Origin of the sequence: Paenibacillus radicis (ex Gao et al. 2016) (assembly GCF_014641555.1) — a bacterium.
GTDB lineage: Bacteria > Bacillota > Bacilli > Paenibacillales > Paenibacillaceae > Pristimantibacillus > Pristimantibacillus radicis.
On the sequence record NZ_BMHY01000005.1, the window covers coordinates 422,103 to 438,387 of the forward strand.

Annotated in this window: 13 protein-coding genes; 10 read left to right on the forward strand and 3 right to left on the reverse strand. The window is 53.5% G+C overall.

All coding sequences use genetic code 11. The features are described from left to right. Positions 1-236 precede the first annotated feature (236 nt). The 5 genes from IEX98_RS15890 (at position 237) to IEX98_RS15910 (ending at position 6,884) form a co-directional block, all read left to right on the forward strand. The gene (locus tag IEX98_RS15890) at positions 237-1,286 is read left to right on the forward strand and encodes a LacI family DNA-binding transcriptional regulator (RefSeq protein WP_188890174.1); all 1,050 of its coding nucleotides are present in this window, start codon (positions 237-239) and stop codon (positions 1,284-1,286) included. Between the two features lie 70 nt (positions 1,287-1,356). Then, positions 1,357-2,085: an ABC transporter ATP-binding protein gene (locus tag IEX98_RS15895; RefSeq protein ID WP_188890175.1), complete on the forward strand. Its 729-nt coding sequence runs from the start codon at positions 1,357-1,359 to the stop codon at positions 2,083-2,085. Next, a complete protein-coding gene (locus IEX98_RS15900) occupies positions 2,063-3,088 on the forward strand; it encodes an efflux RND transporter periplasmic adaptor subunit (RefSeq protein WP_188890176.1) in 1,026 nt (341 codons plus the stop codon). The genes IEX98_RS15895 and IEX98_RS15900 overlap by 23 nt, the downstream gene beginning before the upstream one ends. A gap of 76 nt (positions 3,089-3,164) precedes the next feature. Beyond that, positions 3,165-5,999: an ABC transporter permease gene (locus IEX98_RS15905; protein WP_188890177.1), complete on the forward strand. Its 2,835-nt coding sequence runs from the start codon at positions 3,165-3,167 to the stop codon at positions 5,997-5,999. A 3-nt stretch (positions 6,000-6,002) separates the two neighbouring features. Further along, positions 6,003-6,884: an ABC transporter ATP-binding protein gene (locus tag IEX98_RS15910; protein ID WP_188890178.1), complete on the forward strand. Its 882-nt coding sequence runs from the start codon at positions 6,003-6,005 to the stop codon at positions 6,882-6,884. A gap of 10 nt (positions 6,885-6,894) precedes the next feature. Here the strand turns inward: IEX98_RS15910 and IEX98_RS15915 are convergent, their stop codons facing one another. Together IEX98_RS15915 and IEX98_RS15920 are read right to left on the reverse strand one after the other, a co-directional pair. Beyond that, positions 6,895-9,183 (reverse strand): ATP-binding protein, encoded by a 2,289-nt coding sequence (locus tag IEX98_RS15915; protein ID WP_188890179.1) that lies wholly within the window; start codon positions 9,181-9,183, stop codon positions 6,895-6,897. A gap of 227 nt (positions 9,184-9,410) precedes the next feature. Then, complete coding sequence (locus IEX98_RS15920) at positions 9,411-9,917, reverse strand: hypothetical protein (RefSeq protein WP_188890180.1); 507 nt, start codon at positions 9,915-9,917, stop codon at positions 9,411-9,413. Between the two features lie 307 nt (positions 9,918-10,224). On the opposite strand from IEX98_RS15920, the gene IEX98_RS15925 reads away from it, so the two are divergent. The 4 genes from IEX98_RS15925 (at position 10,225) to IEX98_RS15940 (ending at position 14,121) form a co-directional block, all read left to right on the forward strand. Next, positions 10,225-10,425, forward strand: a complete 201-nt coding sequence (locus tag IEX98_RS15925) for a hypothetical protein (RefSeq protein ID WP_188890181.1) — start codon at positions 10,225-10,227, stop codon at positions 10,423-10,425. Between the two features lie 149 nt (positions 10,426-10,574). Continuing rightward, entirely contained in the window at positions 10,575-11,003 is a 429-nt protein-coding gene (locus IEX98_RS15930; RefSeq protein ID WP_188890182.1) for a zinc ribbon domain-containing protein, read from the forward strand. A 169-nt stretch (positions 11,004-11,172) separates the two neighbouring features. Continuing rightward, positions 11,173-11,919, forward strand: a complete 747-nt coding sequence (map, locus tag IEX98_RS15935) for a type I methionyl aminopeptidase (protein ID WP_188890183.1) — start codon at positions 11,173-11,175, stop codon at positions 11,917-11,919. Positions 11,920-12,147: 228 nt separating this feature from the next. Beyond that, positions 12,148-14,121 (forward strand): GTP-binding protein, encoded by a 1,974-nt coding sequence (locus IEX98_RS15940; protein WP_188890184.1) that lies wholly within the window; start codon positions 12,148-12,150, stop codon positions 14,119-14,121. Here the strand turns inward: IEX98_RS15940 and IEX98_RS15945 are convergent. After that, the gene (locus IEX98_RS15945) at positions 14,118-15,188 is read right to left on the reverse strand and encodes a YeiH family protein (RefSeq protein WP_188890185.1); all 1,071 of its coding nucleotides are present in this window, start codon (positions 15,186-15,188) and stop codon (positions 14,118-14,120) included. The genes IEX98_RS15940 and IEX98_RS15945 overlap by 4 nt on opposite strands. 158 nt (positions 15,189-15,346) lie before the next feature. On the opposite strand from IEX98_RS15945, the gene IEX98_RS15950 reads away from it, so the two are divergent. Beyond that, positions 15,347-16,246, forward strand: coding sequence for a LysR family transcriptional regulator (locus IEX98_RS15950; protein WP_188890186.1), 900 nt, complete (start codon positions 15,347-15,349; stop codon positions 16,244-16,246). Positions 16,247-16,285: the final 39 nt, after the last annotated feature.

Here is a 16,285-nt window from a genome sequence, read left to right on the forward strand (position 1 = left end):
GCAGCGTTAGGCCCGCTGTTGCAGATGCCAGGCGATGTAGGCCGCCAGATCCCGTTCGAGCAGCAGGAGTCCGCAGACGCAGTAGTAAAGCCGAATCGGAGCAGGCAAAGATTGCAGATAATGCAAGCGCTTACATAAATACTAATGCAATCTTTCTCTCGCCTATTGCAGGCAGCATGCTGCTCCTACTGGCCGGCCGCCGCCGGATTTCTTCCCGTTGAACAAGGAGGGCTGCTATGAGACCAACAATCAAGAACATCGCGTTAGAGCTGCAACTGGCAGTCAGCACCGTATCCCGGGCGCTGAACGGCAGCTACGGTGTACACCCGAAGACCATTGAACGTGTTCAGCAGAAAGCCCGGGAGCTCGGCTATGTGCCGGATCTCGGCGCCCAGCAGCTTGCTGGCAAACGAAGCAATTTCATCGGCGTATTCTCGCCGGAGTTCGATTTCGAGGCGACGCCGGAATTTGCGGAGCTGTTCCCTCCTATGCACAAGGCGCTCCGGTTGCTTGGCAAGGATGTGCTTGTCTTTTCAGTACCGTTCTTTGACTACGAGCCCGGCAAGCTGGAGCAATGGGTTGCCTTGCGCAATCTCTCCGGCATCATTGTGCTGCCCGGCTTTGGCAGGGATCATCCAATGCTGCTAGAGGCGCTTGTGCTGGAAATGCCTTGTGTTAATTTTAGCGGCGCATGCGGTCCCCGCTGCTCGACATTTACAGGCGGCGATCATCTCGGCGGAAAGCAGGCAGGCGCTTATTTGGGAGAACTGGGGCATTTGCGAGTTGGCATTCTAAGCGGTCCGGAATCGCTTCGTATATGCAGGGACCGGTACTTGGGTTTTCGAGAGGGCTATGAGCAGAGCACCGGCTATTCGCCGCCAGATATGCCAATGGCTTTCGGTGATTTCAGCGGAGCAAGCGGGGGGAGCGGTGCGCTGGAGCTGTGGCGTGAGAATCCCGACATTACGGCGATTTTCTGCATGAATGACTTGATGGCGATGGGCGCTGTTGCGGCGCTGAGCGAAGCGGGAGTCCGCATCCCCGAGGAACTATCCGTCATCGGCTATGACGGTGCTTTCTTTACCGCCTATACGAATCCTCCGCTGACGACAATCCGCCATCCGTATGAACGGCTGGGCGAACGGGCTGTCGAACTGCTCATGGATTTGATCGACGGAGGTACGGGTCTCGTATTCGACGGTCTGCCGCCGCAATTAATTAGACGGAGAACGACATCGCCTTACATGAATGAGGACGCAGCAGGCAAGACGACAGATGCGGTGTGACTACATAGGAAACAGCAGCAGGAGCAAGTGACTTTATGCCAAGGAAAGAGAGACGACGGGGGCTGATGAAATGGCGGGAACGCCGCAACTAAAGTTGCCGCAAGAAGAAGGAACAGACGCACTGCTTCGCGTTTCCGGCCTCAAGAGGACGTTCGGTCGAGGGGCCGCTGCGACAACCGTTCTTCAGGGCGTGGATCTATCGATTAAAGCGGGGAAGCTGATCGCATTGAAGGGACGTTCGGGCTCCGGCAAGACGACGCTGCTTAATCTGCTCGCTGCGCTCGATCTTCCGACGGAGGGCAGCGTCCGCTTCGATGGACAGGCGCTGAACGAGCTGTCCGACAAGGCGCGCGGCGAAGTCCGGCGCAGACGAATGGGGCTCATCTTTCAGTCGTTCGCCTTGTTTCCGCTGATGTCGGCTTACGAGAACGTTGAGTTCGCGATGCGGATTGCAGGCGTTCCTGCAAGCGGAAGGAAAGACGCAGCGGAGCAGGCGCTGGATTTTGTCGGTTTGAAGCCGCGTATGCACCACCGGCCTTTCGAGATGTCCGGCGGCGAGCAGCAGCGGACTGCAATCGCGCGGGCCATCGCACACAAGCCGAAGCTGCTGCTGGCCGACGAACCGACAGCTGAGCTGGATAGCCGAACGGGCTTGCATATTTTGAGCGTGCTGCGGGGGCTCGTCAAGGAAGCGGGGATGACCGTCATTATGACCACTCACGACCCGGCCATCATGGAGGTTGTCGACGAGGTATATGAATTGGAGGATGGGATCATTGTTCAAGCTGCAAAACTCTAGCCGAGCGGCGCTCGCGCTGCTCACAAGCCTGTCTCTGTTGTCCGGCTGCTCGCTGCTTCCGAAGGAGGAAGCGCCGATCAAGCCGCCGCTTGTCAAGCCGGCGGAACAGAATTACTCCACAGTGCTCGTTGAGAAAGGCGATATTCGTACCGAAATTCGGGGCGCCGGATTTTTCGAATCGATTGAAAGCGACAACGCGCAATTCGTCTCGCAGGGCGGGCGCATCGAGAAGGTCAACGTAAAATCCGGTGATACGGTGAAGAAAGGCGATCTGCTGCTGAAGCTTGGAGTCGATGGGATTGATCTGCAGATTCTGGAGCAGAAGCTGGCGCTTCAGAAAGCGGAATACGCGCTGAAGCAGTTGAAGCGCAACGCGGAGGATCCCGATGCGATGCGGCTTGCAGAGCTTCAGTTGGATATTGAGAAGCTGAAGCACTACAAGCTCCAAGGGACCATCGAGCGCAGCGAACTGCGTGCTTCGATGGATGGTCTTGTCGTTTTCGTCGAGGATTTGGAGCCGGGCGATACCGTTCAGCCTTACCAGACGCTCGTAACCGTAGTTAATCCCAATAAGCTGCGCTTCTCCTACCAATCATCGGATACGGCTCTTATCCGCGAAGCCTCAGTAGGAATGAAAGCTGAGATTTCTACCAATAAGACGAAAACGCTGGGCAAGGTTGTGCAGACGCCATCCTCTGCTCCCGAGACGAGTAATGAAGGTTTAGCCGAAAAATACAAAAAAACACTCTACGTAGACATAGACAAACTTCCCGATGGAGCGAAGCTGGGTATGAGCGGTGATTTGGTCATCGTGCTAACTGAGCACACCAATGTGCTGGTCATTCCGAAAAGCGGCCTCCGCACCTATATGGGGCGTACTTTCGTCCGTGTGCTCGATGATAAAGCGCTGCGGGAAATCGATGTGGAGACGGGACTGATCTCCACGACGCTGGTCGAGATTACGAAAGGCTTGGATGAAGGGCAGAAGATCGTACTGAATTAATAGTAACGCTCAAATTCCAAGTCGGAAATGCAACTTATTTGACAGGAGCGGAGGCTTGCAGGTGGCTTTGTTGTCCATGATTTTTCGTAAAATGACGCAAAACAAGTGGCTGGAGGCCAGTCTGCTAATGGGGCTTATTATTACGGTCGGCCTCGTATCCAGCATTCCAATGTATACCGAAGCGATTCTCTCCCGCATGCTGATCAAAGAGCTGGAGACCTCGCAGAGCAACAGCAGCACATATCCGGGAACGCTGGCTGCCCGTTTCGTCTACTCGTCCAGCGATGCGGACGGAAGACTGAAACAGAAGAATGCCAATGACAGCTTCGTCCGTAAACAGGTCATTCCGTTCATTCCCGTTCCATTGCTTGCATCGACATACGATGTGCAATCGTTGACGTATGCGTTGAAGCCTGACGGCAGGCAGGAGCAGTCCAGCAAGAAAACATCGGACATTCGTTCCAAGCTGGTTGGCGTTGAAGGGCTGGAGCAGCATATCAAGCTCGTAGACGGGCGGATGCCGGAGAAAAAACCAGTGAATGGCGTTTACGAGGTACTCGTGACCGAAAAAGGTCTGAACCATCTGCGCGCCGTACTGGGCGCAGAGTTTACAATTGAGGACAAGACAGTCACGGAGACGATCAAGATCAAGCCCGTAGGCGTATTTACGAAGCTTAATGACGACGATCTGTTTTTTCAATCGACCGATTTGGGCACTTATACAAGCTCCGTACTCATTGACCGGGAACTGCTTGAGAATGATTTGCTTAATACGAAGAGGCTTCAGACAGGAGCCAGCGGCTGGTTTCTGGTGCCTGACTATTCCAAGCTGGAGCTGCGTACGGTTAATCAATATTTGCATGCGGCAGCGCAACTGAAACAGCTCGTAGAGACAAGCTACAATTACTCGATGGACGCCAAGTATTTGAATGTCATCGATGCTTATTTCGAACGATCCAGCAGCTTGCGCATTCTAATGTGGTCGTTGAACGTGCCGGTGCTGGCTATGCTTGCTCTATACGTCTTTATGGTATCCAATCTCATTACCAACCGGCAGCGGACGGAAATCGCCGTCATTCGCAGCCGGGGCGCCTCACGTATGCAGATCATGTTGTCCTATATGGCCGAATATGGCTTGCTCAGTGTGCTGGCGGTTGCGGCTGGTCCGCCGCTAGGTTTGTTTCTGACCAAAGTGCTGGGCTCCTCGAACGGTTTTATGTCCTTCGTGCAACGATCCGGCATCCGCGTTCATCTGAACAGCGAAGTTTATACGTATGCGATAATCGCCGCATTAGCTGTATTTGCTATTATGCTGCTGCCGGCGCTTCAGGCGACCAAGGCGACAATCGTCGGTCATAAGCAGCAGATGGCCCGCATGGGCGGGACGCCATTTTGGCATAAGCTGTTTCTGGATGTCATTGCGCTGGTCATTGCATTATACGGCTTGAGAGTGTTCCACACGCGCATGAAATCGCTGCAAACGCTAGGTTTGACCGGAAGTGACTTGCATATTGATCCGCTGCAGTTCGCGGTTCCTGCGTTGTTCATTCTGGGCGGCGGTATGCTACTGTTGCGGATCTATCCTTATTTTCTGCGGCTGGTCTATTGGTCAGGGAAGAAATGGTGGCCTCCTTCCATCTATGCCACGCTAATTCAAGTGGGACGCTCCAGTACCGGTTATCAGTTTCTGATGATTTTTCTTATGATGACGATAGCCACGGGCATGTTCAGTGCGAGCGCCGCAAGAACGATCAACAGCAACAGTGAAGACCGGGTCCAATATGCTGCGGGCGCAGATGTCGTACTGCGGGCGTTGTGGCCCAATGACAAGCCTTCCGATCAAGGGAGCGGTGCGACGGGTCCGGGACAATCGTCTACCCCGGTTCCAGAAGTCATCCATTACTTAGAGCCTCCCTTCGAGCCCTATACGAAGCTGGAGGGCGTAGAGCATACAGCGAGAGTATTCATCAAGAAAAACGCTGCTTTCTCCAGCAATGGCGGCAGCGGGACCGCTAGGCTGATGGGGATCGATACCGATGAATTCGGCATGACGTCCTGGTTTCGGAACGGTTTGCTGCCGTATCCGTTCTATGAATACTTGAACGTGCTGGCAACAGAGCCGAATGCAGTTCTGATCTCCAAGACGCTGGCAGACAATAGAAGCCTGAAGCAAGGCGACACGCTGTATGTCGGCTGGGAAGGGGTCAATCAGCAGCCGTTCGTCATCTATGGCATTGTCGATTACTTCCCGACATTCAGTCCAGTGGCGGATGGAAGCAATGACCCGCCGATGCTGATCGTGGGTCATCGTCAGCAGATTCAGACCGTACTGTCCATGGAGCCTTACGAAGTATGGTTGAAGCTGAAGCCGGATGCCTCATTAAGCGATCTGTATCATAGCATCGAGAACAGCAAGCTGTCTTTGACAACGATTGAGAACACGGGAGAAGCGATAAGCAAAGCGAAGAGCGATCCGTTTCTAATGGCGGTGAACGGAGCGCTGACGTTAGGTTTCCTTATTTCGTTAGGGATTAGCTTCGTGGGCTTCCTGCTCTATTGGCTGCTGGTGCTGCGCGGCAGAATGCTGCAAAACGGCATCATGCGGGCAATGGGCCTGTCACTGCGCCAATTGCTGGGCATGCTGACCGTAGAACAGCTGCTGACGTCCGGTGCGGCTGTTGGTATCGGTCTGCTGACGGGTTATACGACGAGCCGGCTATTCGTTCCGGTGTTCCAGAATGCGTTCGATGCCAAGACGCTTGTGCCGCCGTTTATCGTGACGGTCGACCCGACCGATTCCATCCGGATTTATATTTTCGTCGGCGCTATGCTCATCATCGGGCTTGGTATTCTGGGCGTTATGCTGTCTCGGTTGAAAATACATCAGGCCATCAAGCTGGGGGAGGACTAACCGTTGATTCACTGCGAAGGACTGGTCAAAATATACAAGGCGGCGGATCTGGAAGTGTTCGCGCTCCAGGGGCTGGATCTTCATGTGGAGGCCGGCGAGCTGATGGCGATTATCGGCAACAGCGGCAGCGGCAAGTCGACGCTGCTTAATATGCTCGGAGGGCTTGACCGGCCTACTGCCGGGAGCCTCGTCGTTGACGGCAAAGATATGCTTAAATTCAGCGAGCGTGATTACGTCCGGTACAAGCGGGAAAGCGTCGGCTTCGTCTGGCAGAACAACGGCCGTAATTTGATTCCTTATTTGACGGCGCAGCAAAACGTAGAGCTGCCTATTCTGCTCCAAGGGCGCCGCAAGAAGGAGCGGGCGCGCGAGCTGCTGGAAGCGGTTGGCCTCAGCCACCGCGCCCATAATAAGCTGCAGCAGCTGTCGGGCGGCGAGCAGCAGCGGGTCGCAATTGCGATCGCGCTTGCCAATCAGCCGCGCCTGCTGTTGGCTGATGAGCCGACAGGCTCGGTAGACAGCCGGATGGCGACGCAGATTTTGGAGCTGTTCCGGGAGCTCAATCGGACGCTTGGCTTGACCGTTGTTATCGTTACGCATGATCCCGAACTGGCGCGCAAGGTGGATCGGGTGGTGGCGATTCGGGACGGCAAGATTTCGTCAGAGATGCTGCGGAAGGGTTCTTACTTGCAGGAGCTGGAGGCGATGGCCGAAGGCGAGGCGGCTGCCCGGGAGACGCATGTGGAGTATGCGGTCCTCGACAAAGCCGGCCGCCTCCAGGTGCCTGCGGGCTACCTGGATACAGCCGGCTTTAAGGACAAACGCAAAGTTCGGGTAGAGCTGGAGGACGGCCGTATCGTGCTGTCGCCGCCAGAAGATGCTTAATGCAGGAAGATTATTTCTCGATTGCCGTTGTCGCAGTTAGCGGCAGCGGCAATTTGATTTCGACAACGGTGCCGACATTCAGTTGGCTTCTGAAATTCATGCTGCCCTTGTGGTTGTCGATAATTTGCTGGCTTACCATCAGCCCGAGTCCTGTACCCTCATCCTTGCGGGTAAAGAAGGGCTCGCATAGACGACTCAAATCGGGCTCGGATATGCCGCTTCCCTGGTCAGTAATCCGAATAAGAATGCCTTCCGGCGGAGCGTAACGCAGCTCGATCGTCAATTGTCCGCCATGCGGCATGGACTCGATGCCGTTTTTCATCACATTCAGAAACACTTGCTTCAACTGATTGACTTCGCCCATCACCAGAGGAACTTGCTCGTCCAGATAGGTAACTAGACGGATATTATTGAAATTAGCCTCGGAATCAAGCAGCATCACGATATCGCGCAGCGTATCGCGGATGTTGATTAGTTGGAAGTGAATTGCCTGCGGCTTGGCGACGACAAGAAATTCACTAATGATGAAGTTGATCCTATCGAGCTCTGACAGCATGATATCGAAGTAGGCCGGGGACAGCTTCTCATCCCGTTGCAGCAATTGGACGAAGCCGCGCAGCGTCGTCAGCGGATTGCGTACCTCGTGGGCGACGCCCGCCGCAAGCTGGCCGACAACCGACAGCTTCTCCGAACGGCGCAGCACCTCTTCCGTATGCTTTCTGGCCGTAATATTCCGGGAAATGGTGGCGATCGCAACGATTTCACCCGATTCATTCCGAATCGGTGAGATCGTCAAGCTCACATCGATCGGATTGCCCTCTTTGCTGTAGCGAACGGTTTCTTGGTCTGTGATCGAGCCGCCGTTCTTCACGATGTCCAGCAGTTTTTGAAATTCCTCGCGGTATTCCTCCGGGACATTGTCCAGTTTCGTGCCAAGCGCTTCCTGCTCGCTCCAGCCATAGATCGTCTCGAACGCCTTGTTAATCTGGATGAGGAAGCCTGATAGATCCGATACATGAATAGCATCGGAAGTATGGTTGACGAAGGATTCCAAGTATTGCTTCGTATGGCGGATCTCTTCGGTTGCGTCTTTAAGCTGCGTAGTGTACGTTTGCAGATTGTGACTCATCGTGTTGACCCTTGATGCGAGAAGCCCAAGCTCGTCACTGCTTGTCACGGCCACCTGTACGCCAAAATTGCCTTGCGCAATTTCATTAACCTTGCTTAAAATTTGGTTCAATGAACGGATAATGAAGGCCGCCAAAAAAGAACTGGCAGCTGCCGTGAACAAGATGAGCCCAAGCGAGATTAGAGCTTGCACCGACAATTGCCGCAGCAGCGTGTTCTGAATAGTGCCCAGATCAAAGGTAATGCCGATGACTGTCGTACTCTGGCCGACAATGGGAACGAAGCTTTTCAACACTTCATGTCCGTTAATATGATCTCTGGTCGTCACCACATCCCCAGTGGATTTCGCCAGCATAATATTCTCATTGTCGTTGCGGCCGATATAGTCGTTATTGCCGAAAATAACGCTGCGAACGTCAAGGTTGTATATAGGCATTCCTTTTTTTATTTTGATGATCGGTTTTTTGCCGACGAATTCGGTGTTGAAGCCGGTCACTTCGAGAATGGATGAATTGTCTTTCAGCACCTGAGAAGCGATGGCTTCGCTGCCGCTCGACTGTTCAAATTTCATAAACACGTCGGCGTTAATAAACGGGTTAATCATATAGTTGGTCGTGCCGTCATAATAGCTGCCCCATTTATTAATGTGCGAAGGGTTGGAAGTCGCATAGTTGATGGGGCCTGCCCAGAAGTGACTAAGCTTTTGTCCTTCTTTTATGGTGACGGGATCAAGGTCAAACAATTGGTTGAATGCGGTATACCAATAACCCCAGGTTTTCGAACTGATGTTAAGCTCTGCCGGGTCGGATGATTTCACTGCGACGATATCATTCGAGGTTCTAACCCATAGTGTAATGTCATCGACGCCGAGCTGCTTGCTGAGTACTTCGAGCTGTTCGTTACTGACGTTGGCGATATCCGGATCAAGCTGGTTCTGGGCGGCGATTGCCGCGAGGCGCAGCTTCTCTCCCAGACTGTTTTCAATTAGGCGCCGGGATTGCTGGGCTGTCTCCATCGATTGCCCGATTTGCTTGGCGATGACGAGCATCTGCTGCTCGGCATTGGATTGCAGTTCAAGCTTGGAGTTGAAATAGTAGATAGATATATTGAGAAGCAGGACGACGGTTACCGTTAAAGAGATAAACCATGCTAGCTTAGCTTTGATCGACAATCGCATTCCCTCCCGGATGTTCAAGTTCGTGTTAGCTTCCTCATTTTATTTGACATGAGAGGCTGGAAATCCTTGTTGCAATGGCAATTTACAGGCAATCGCGATAGATTGATCCCATCGGTCTGAAATAGTGAAAGCACAAAGAAGCGCATCCTGCGGCAAGATAGCCTGCTTGATGCGCTTCTTTAAGAGATGAGGCCGGGCGGGCGGCTTCTTGTTGTAGAGGATTAGTCCTCTTTTCTATGACGAACGATAAGGATAAGGGCTCCGATTGCAACGAACGCGATCGCGAAAAACGGGCGAAGATGCGTCATACTGTTCAAAAATGCACCGAGCGAGAATACGGCGAAGAACAGCAGCGAGAGCACGGTTAGAATATTAATCGGGATCAGCAGCCATTTGTTGCGGTTGCCGAACCAATAGAATTCGAAGAGGCCTACGGCAACTGCTAGAATAAAGCCGGGCCACATGTACTGCCAATTATCGAAGAGCATGGCGATCTGAGAGACGAAACCGGCTGTGAATAGTATGCCCCCTGGAATGAGCATTCCCACTCCTCTTCGGCCCGTCATGGAGAAGTACATCCAGTGGAAGAACAAGCCGAGCGGAATGACGAACATGGTAGGCCAGAAATAAGCGAATAGATTGCCTGGACCGAAGGAAGGGCCCTGATTGAGAAAAAGATAAGCGCCGAACAAAATAAGTACGGGACCGAGTATCGTCCTTTTAGTCATGCCTTATAACTCCTTTGCCTCATTAATTTGCATTGTTGTTTTTTCATCGTCTTGCTGTTGAAATAAGCATAACATAGCAGTCTTGGCGCTGTCCTCGTCCTCTGGGTATTCGATGAACTAGACTAAAGTCTAGCTTTGCAGATGTCGAAAAAAGGTCTTTATTGTCCAACGAGAGCGGGGCCTCCCGTGATTTTGAAATATAAGCGTTCATTAGGCAAAAGCTCTTACATTCCGACAATTTACACCTCTTGTTATCTATCATGGAAGCGCTACAATTATAAGTATTCAAGACTAGGAGGTGATAACGATGAGCCAAGAGGAAGAAGTTGTACAAGCGGTGGAAGAGGTAGTTGAAGCGGCAGCTGAAGAGGTTGTGGAAGAAGCTGTAGAGGCTGAGGAAGCTGAAGCAGTAGAGGAAGAAGTGGAAGCGGCTGCTGAAGAAGCAGCGGTTGCAGAAGAAGAATCGGCAGCGGCAGCTGACGAAGCATCTGAGGGAGAAACGGATTAATGATTGCGGTCATTTTAAATAGTAATATTACCCGTCCCCTTCGATCTGAAGGGGATTATTTGCGTTGAATGCCTATCAGTAAGGAAAAAAGAGGAAAATATGAGGCTGAGCCGTATATATATTATAACCTTAACTAGGAGGCGGCTGGCATGAAAAGCATTAAACCGGGCAGAGGCCCATCGGCTATGGGCGCAGCAGGCAGTATTGGCGCCGTTATTTTCGGAATCTTATGGACAATTATCGCCTTTTCGATAACGAGGAATGCACCGTTTCCGCTAATCGGCATCGTTTTTCCGCTATTTGGCGTTGTTTTCGTCATAACGGGGATAGTCAATGCGGTCGTTCATTATAAAAATGCGACGGGAGAAAACCGGATGTCGATCGTCGATATCGTTGATGCCAGCGAGGAGCCTGATCCGCTCGATCGCTACTACCGTGGAGAACGCAGGGAAGGCCGCACAACGCTTGCCTCAGCAGAACCGGAAGAGGCGAAGAAATTTTGTCCATATTGCGGAACCCGTCTAGCTTCGGCCGATTATGAATATTGTCCGCAATGCGGCAAACCGTTGCAGGGATGAAATTTTGTCCGCGTGCGGCAAACCGTTGTAGGGATGTTTTTGTCCGCGTGCGGCAAACGAACAAACGAGCTGTCACCGATGCGGGTTGCAAGCAGGCTTGTCGCTGATGTATGCTCTTTAATAAATATAAGAACAGATAAGTTTGTTTAAGAAGAAGGAGAACCACCAGATGATTACAATAAAGACAGCTGCAGAAATTAACCGGATGCATGAAGCGGGAAAAATATTGGCGGAGTGCCACCGTCAAATCGCCAACCTGATTGAGCCGGGCATCACGTCCCATGAAATCGATCAGTTTGTAGAAAAGCTGCTGAAGCAGCATGGCGCTACGGCGGAGCAAAAGGGCTACAAAGGTTATCCCTATGCAACTTGCGCGTCGGTTAACGATGTGATTTGCCACGGCTTTCCGAAGAAGGAAAAGCTGAACGCCGGCGACATCGTTACCATTGATATGGTCGTGAACCTGAACGGATGGCTGGCGGACTCCGCTTGGTCGTACGCAGTCGGCGAAGTGTCGGAGGAGGCCGACCGCCTTCTGCGCGTGACGAAGGAATCACTTTACAAAGGCATTGAGCAAGCCGTTGCAGGCAACCGGATTGGCGACGTCTCGCATGCAATTCAAGTGTATGCCGAATCGGAAGGCTTCTCCGTCGTTCGCGACTTCATCGGACACGGTATCGGTCAAGTAATGCATGAGGATCCGCAAGTTCCGCATTACGGCCCGCCGAACAAAGGTCCGCGTATTAAAGAAGGAATGGTGTTTACGATCGAGCCGATGCTGAACGTGGGCACCTACCTGACGAAGATTGATTCGGACGGTTGGACCGCACGGACGAGAGACGGCAAGCTCTCTGCGCAATATGAGCATACAATTGCAATAACAGCAGACGGTCCGATTATTCTGACCGCTCAATAAGAAGGAAGCAGAACCGCCTCACGGCTTGTGAATGATCGGAATGACCGATCGTTTGCCGTGTGGCGGTTCTTTTTACGATGATGCCCGTTTGACGGGAATGGCGGAGCGAGTTACGCTATCGGTAGAATATAAAGCAAGCGCATTCATTCCATATTGCCAGGCCGCCGGATGGGGCGGCTCAGGCGGTGCGGTGAAGGGATACGGGCGGACGAACAGGAGAGCGGGAGCATGGCGGGACAAGGCAATGCAAGCCGGCGCAACGTGGGCATATTTGCACATGTTGACGCAGGCAAGACGACAACAACGGAGCATATGCTCTACTTGAGCGGGCGAACCCGGGCTTTAGGCAGCGTCGATGCGGGGACGGCGCTGACCGATTGGATGGAGGTGGAGCGGGAGCGGGGTATCTCGGTACGCGCTGCGACCACCTCCTGTACTTGGAGAGGTGCAAGCATCAACATCGTCGATACCCCAGGGCATGTCGATTTTCTGTCTGAGGTGGAGCGTTCATTGCGGGTTATGGACGGAGCGGTGCTCATCGTATCCGCGGTGGAAGGCGTACAGGCACAGACGGAAATGATCTGGAACGCGCTGCGCAAGCTTCGGATTCCGACGGTCATTTATGTGAATAAAATGGATCGGATCGGCGCGGACCGCGAAGCGGTGCTGCACGGTATTCACAGTTATTTGACGAGGGATGCAGTTGAGGTGCAGCAGCCGCTGGGCAGCGAGCAGCAGTTTGCGGGCAGCGCAGATTTGTGGACCGCATCCGAGGATGAGCGGACGGAGCTTCTGGAAGCGGTGGCTGAGCGAGATGAGGAGCTGCTGCTTCGTTATGTAGCAGGGGAGAGTGTACCGCTTGCGGAATGGAAAGAGCAGGCTGCGGCTTTATCGAGACAGGGCAAGCTGTTCCCTGTCTTGTATGGCGCATCGGGTAAGGGGGTCGGAATCGAAGCTCTGTTGGATGCGATTCTTCACTATTTACCAGAGCCGGGCGGTGACCGGAACGCGCCGTTGTCCGGTATTGTATTCAAGATTGAACGTGACAAAACGATGGGGCGTATGGCGTATGTCCGCCTCTATGACGGGGCGATGAGCAATCGCGATGTCATTCGCAACGCCACGCAAAACGTCGATGAAAAGGTAACCCAAATCCGCAAAGTCGAAGGCGGCCGGTCGGAGGATTTAGGCGTACTTGAGGCGGGAGATATTGCTGCGGTATGCGGGATGTCGCATGTGCGGATTGGCGACATATTAGGCGTTGCCGATGCGGTGCCTGAGGAAGTGCGGCTGGCTGTGCCGCTGTTGACCGTGCAGGCGCATTGGCCGGATGAGCAGCAATACCCGGCTGTCGTGAGCGCGCTGCAGGAGCTGTCCGACGAAGATCCGCTGCTCGATGTGCAGTGGCTGCAGGATGAACGGGAGCTGCATGTGAAGGTTATGGGGCCGATCCAGCTGGAGATTTTAACGACGGTGCTTGCTGCCCGTTACGGTCTGGATGTGCGATTCGGACAGCCGTCGATCATTTATAAGGAAACACCGCGTCAATCGGGAGAAGGCTACGTCGCTTATCTGATGCCGAAGCCGTGCTGGGCGATACTACGGTTTCGTTTGGAGCCTGGAGAGCGAGATAGCGGGTTGACCTATGAAGCATTTGTAAGATCCGAGGATTTGCTGCCGCAATATCAGAACGAGGTTGCGCGGCGAGTTCCAGAGGCGCTGCAGCAGGGGCTCCGCGGCTGGGAGGTTGTCGATTTGAAGGTGACGCTAGTCGAGGGCCAGCATCATGTGTGGCACACGCATCCGCTTGATTTTGCAGTAGCGACTCCTATGGGCATTATGAATGGTCTTGCCGCTGTCGGCACGAAGCTTCTTGAGCCTGTACTGCATTTTCGAATCGTGGTACCGGAAGAAAATGGCGGGCGCGTCATGAACGATCTGTCGATGATGCGAGGAAGCTTTGATGCTCCCGTATTGCAAGGCGACCGTATGCTTATAGAGGGCAAGGTGCCAGCAGCTACGTCGCTCTCCTATTCCGTGGAGCTGAACTCGCTGACGAAGGGCAGGGGGACGATGGCTACCTTTTTCGCCGGTTATGAGGAGTGTCCCCCGGATGTTGAAGCCGAACGGGCGCGCCGAGGCGTCAACCCGCTCGACCAGTCGAAATATATTTTGAGCGTACGCAAGGCGTTACAGGGCTAGTTGCTGAACAAGTGAACAAGCAGCGTGCCGGCCGACAGGAGTACGGAAGTTATTGTCACGGCCGCCAATGGCCGGAGCGCTTTTGCCCGAACGGCTTTCAGATCGACGTTGAGGCCAAGTCCGACCATCGCCATTGCCAGAAGGAAGGTCGCCGCTTGCGCCAGAAACTTCAAGGCAGAGTCCGGAATGGCGAATGCGGTATGGGCGGAAAAGGTGCCGAAGGCGCTCATCGCCATGAAGCCGAGCAGAAACCAGGGGAACGCAATTTTGGCTGCGGCCTCATCCTTGCCCTTGCTTCTGCGTTTCATGATGAGAATAAATGCAAAGCTGAGCGGAATGAGCATGAAGACGCGAGCCAGCTTGGCGAGCAGGCCCATTACGACCGCGTCTTCGCCAGCCGGCTGGGCGGCCAATGCAACATGGGCAATCTCATGCAGGCTAATGCCGGCCCAGGCGCCGTATTGCTCCGCGCTTAGCGGCAGCAGCGGCTGGAGCAGCGTATAGCCCAAGGCGGTAATGGTGCCGATGAGGGCGATCAGTCCGGCTCCGATGGCGGTGTCGCTATCGCGGGATTTCAGAATAGGCGATACTGCGGCAATGGCCGCTGCACCGCAAATGCCGGTGCCGACACCAAGCAGCAGCGACAGGGAAAAGTCAGCTTTGAGCCGCCGTGCAAGCCATATTGTAAGGCCGATAGCGAAGACGGCAACGACGGCAGCTTGCAGCAGCAGCCCCCAGCCTTGCTGGAGCACGGTACCGATATTGAGCCGAAGGCCGAATAAAATGATGGCAAAACGAAGCAGCTGCTTGGATGCCAATTGAATGCCTTTTCTCCATTGCTCGGGATATCCGAATAACTGGCGGTAAAGGACGGCGCCGCTAATAGCGAGTGCCATCTGGCCTAACCGGTTGAAGCCTGGCAGCAGAGCTAGGCCGTAAGCGGCCGCAGCAAGGAAAATGGTAAAGGCGAGACCGCCGAGCCATTCTTTTAGATGGAGCATGTCGCCGTGATGGCGATCCTGCTTGTTGTGCCGATACGGAAGGGTGTTGTCGGATAGCGTTCGCATGAGCGGTTCACCTCTTGTTGTAGAACGATTGGGAAATCGTCGTTTGTTTGTATGAATTAAGCTTAATTGAATCCTTATCATAAGAAAAATAAATAGTTCTAATCGTTATAATAATAGTATGCTTATTATAAATCTGTAGATGGTGGAGGGCGTGACGCATGGATCAATCTTTGCTCGTATTTATGACGGTTGCGGAGAAGATGAATTTCACGCGGGCGGCCGAGGCGCTTCATATGACGCAGCCTGCAGTGAGCCAGCATATTCAATCGCTGGAGAGCGCGATGGGCACGAAGCTGCTGGAGCGCAGCAACAAGTATGTGCGGTTGAATGAAGCGGGGGAGATCGTCTATCGGCATGGGAAGGAAATTGCCGGACTGTATGCGAGCATGCAAAGTCTGGTTAATGACCTGATGAATGAGGCAAGCGGCACTCTGGCTATCGGGGCCAGCTACACGTTTGGCGAATATGCGCTTCCTCATACAATTGCCTATTTGCAGCACCATTATCCGGAAATCAAACCGACGATTACGATTGGCAATACGAAGGAGATAGCCGAGCTTGTCGCTGGCAGACAGCTAGATATCGGTATCATAGAGGGCGAGCTTCAGCATGGAAGGCTGCATGTAGAGCCTTTTGCGAAGGATCGGATGTACATTGTTGCTTCCTCGGCGCATCCCGTCCTAGGCGGACTTGAGGACGTTTCTATAGATTTTCTTAGGGATCAGACATGGATCGTTCGGGAGGAAGGTTCCGGCACACGTGAGGCTACGGAGCGGATGTTCAGCGATATCGGGCTGCAATCTCCGGCAACAATGGAGTTTGGCAGCACGCAAATTATTAAGGAGTCCGTGGAAGCGGGTTTAGGGATCACGCTGCTGTCTCATTGGGCCGTGCGTAAGGAAATCAAGCTGGGCACGCTAAACAGGCTGACCCTGAAGGGCCAGCCTGTAGAGAGAGAGTTTTCACTTGTTCGTATTGAGGATCAGCTGCAGACGAAAGCGCTGCAGGTGTTTCTGGAAATTTTGCGCGCCCATCGGGGACTGCCTGAGCTTGATTAGGTTAGTCCGTTCTGAACCGCCACGACGGGTGCTCGGAGC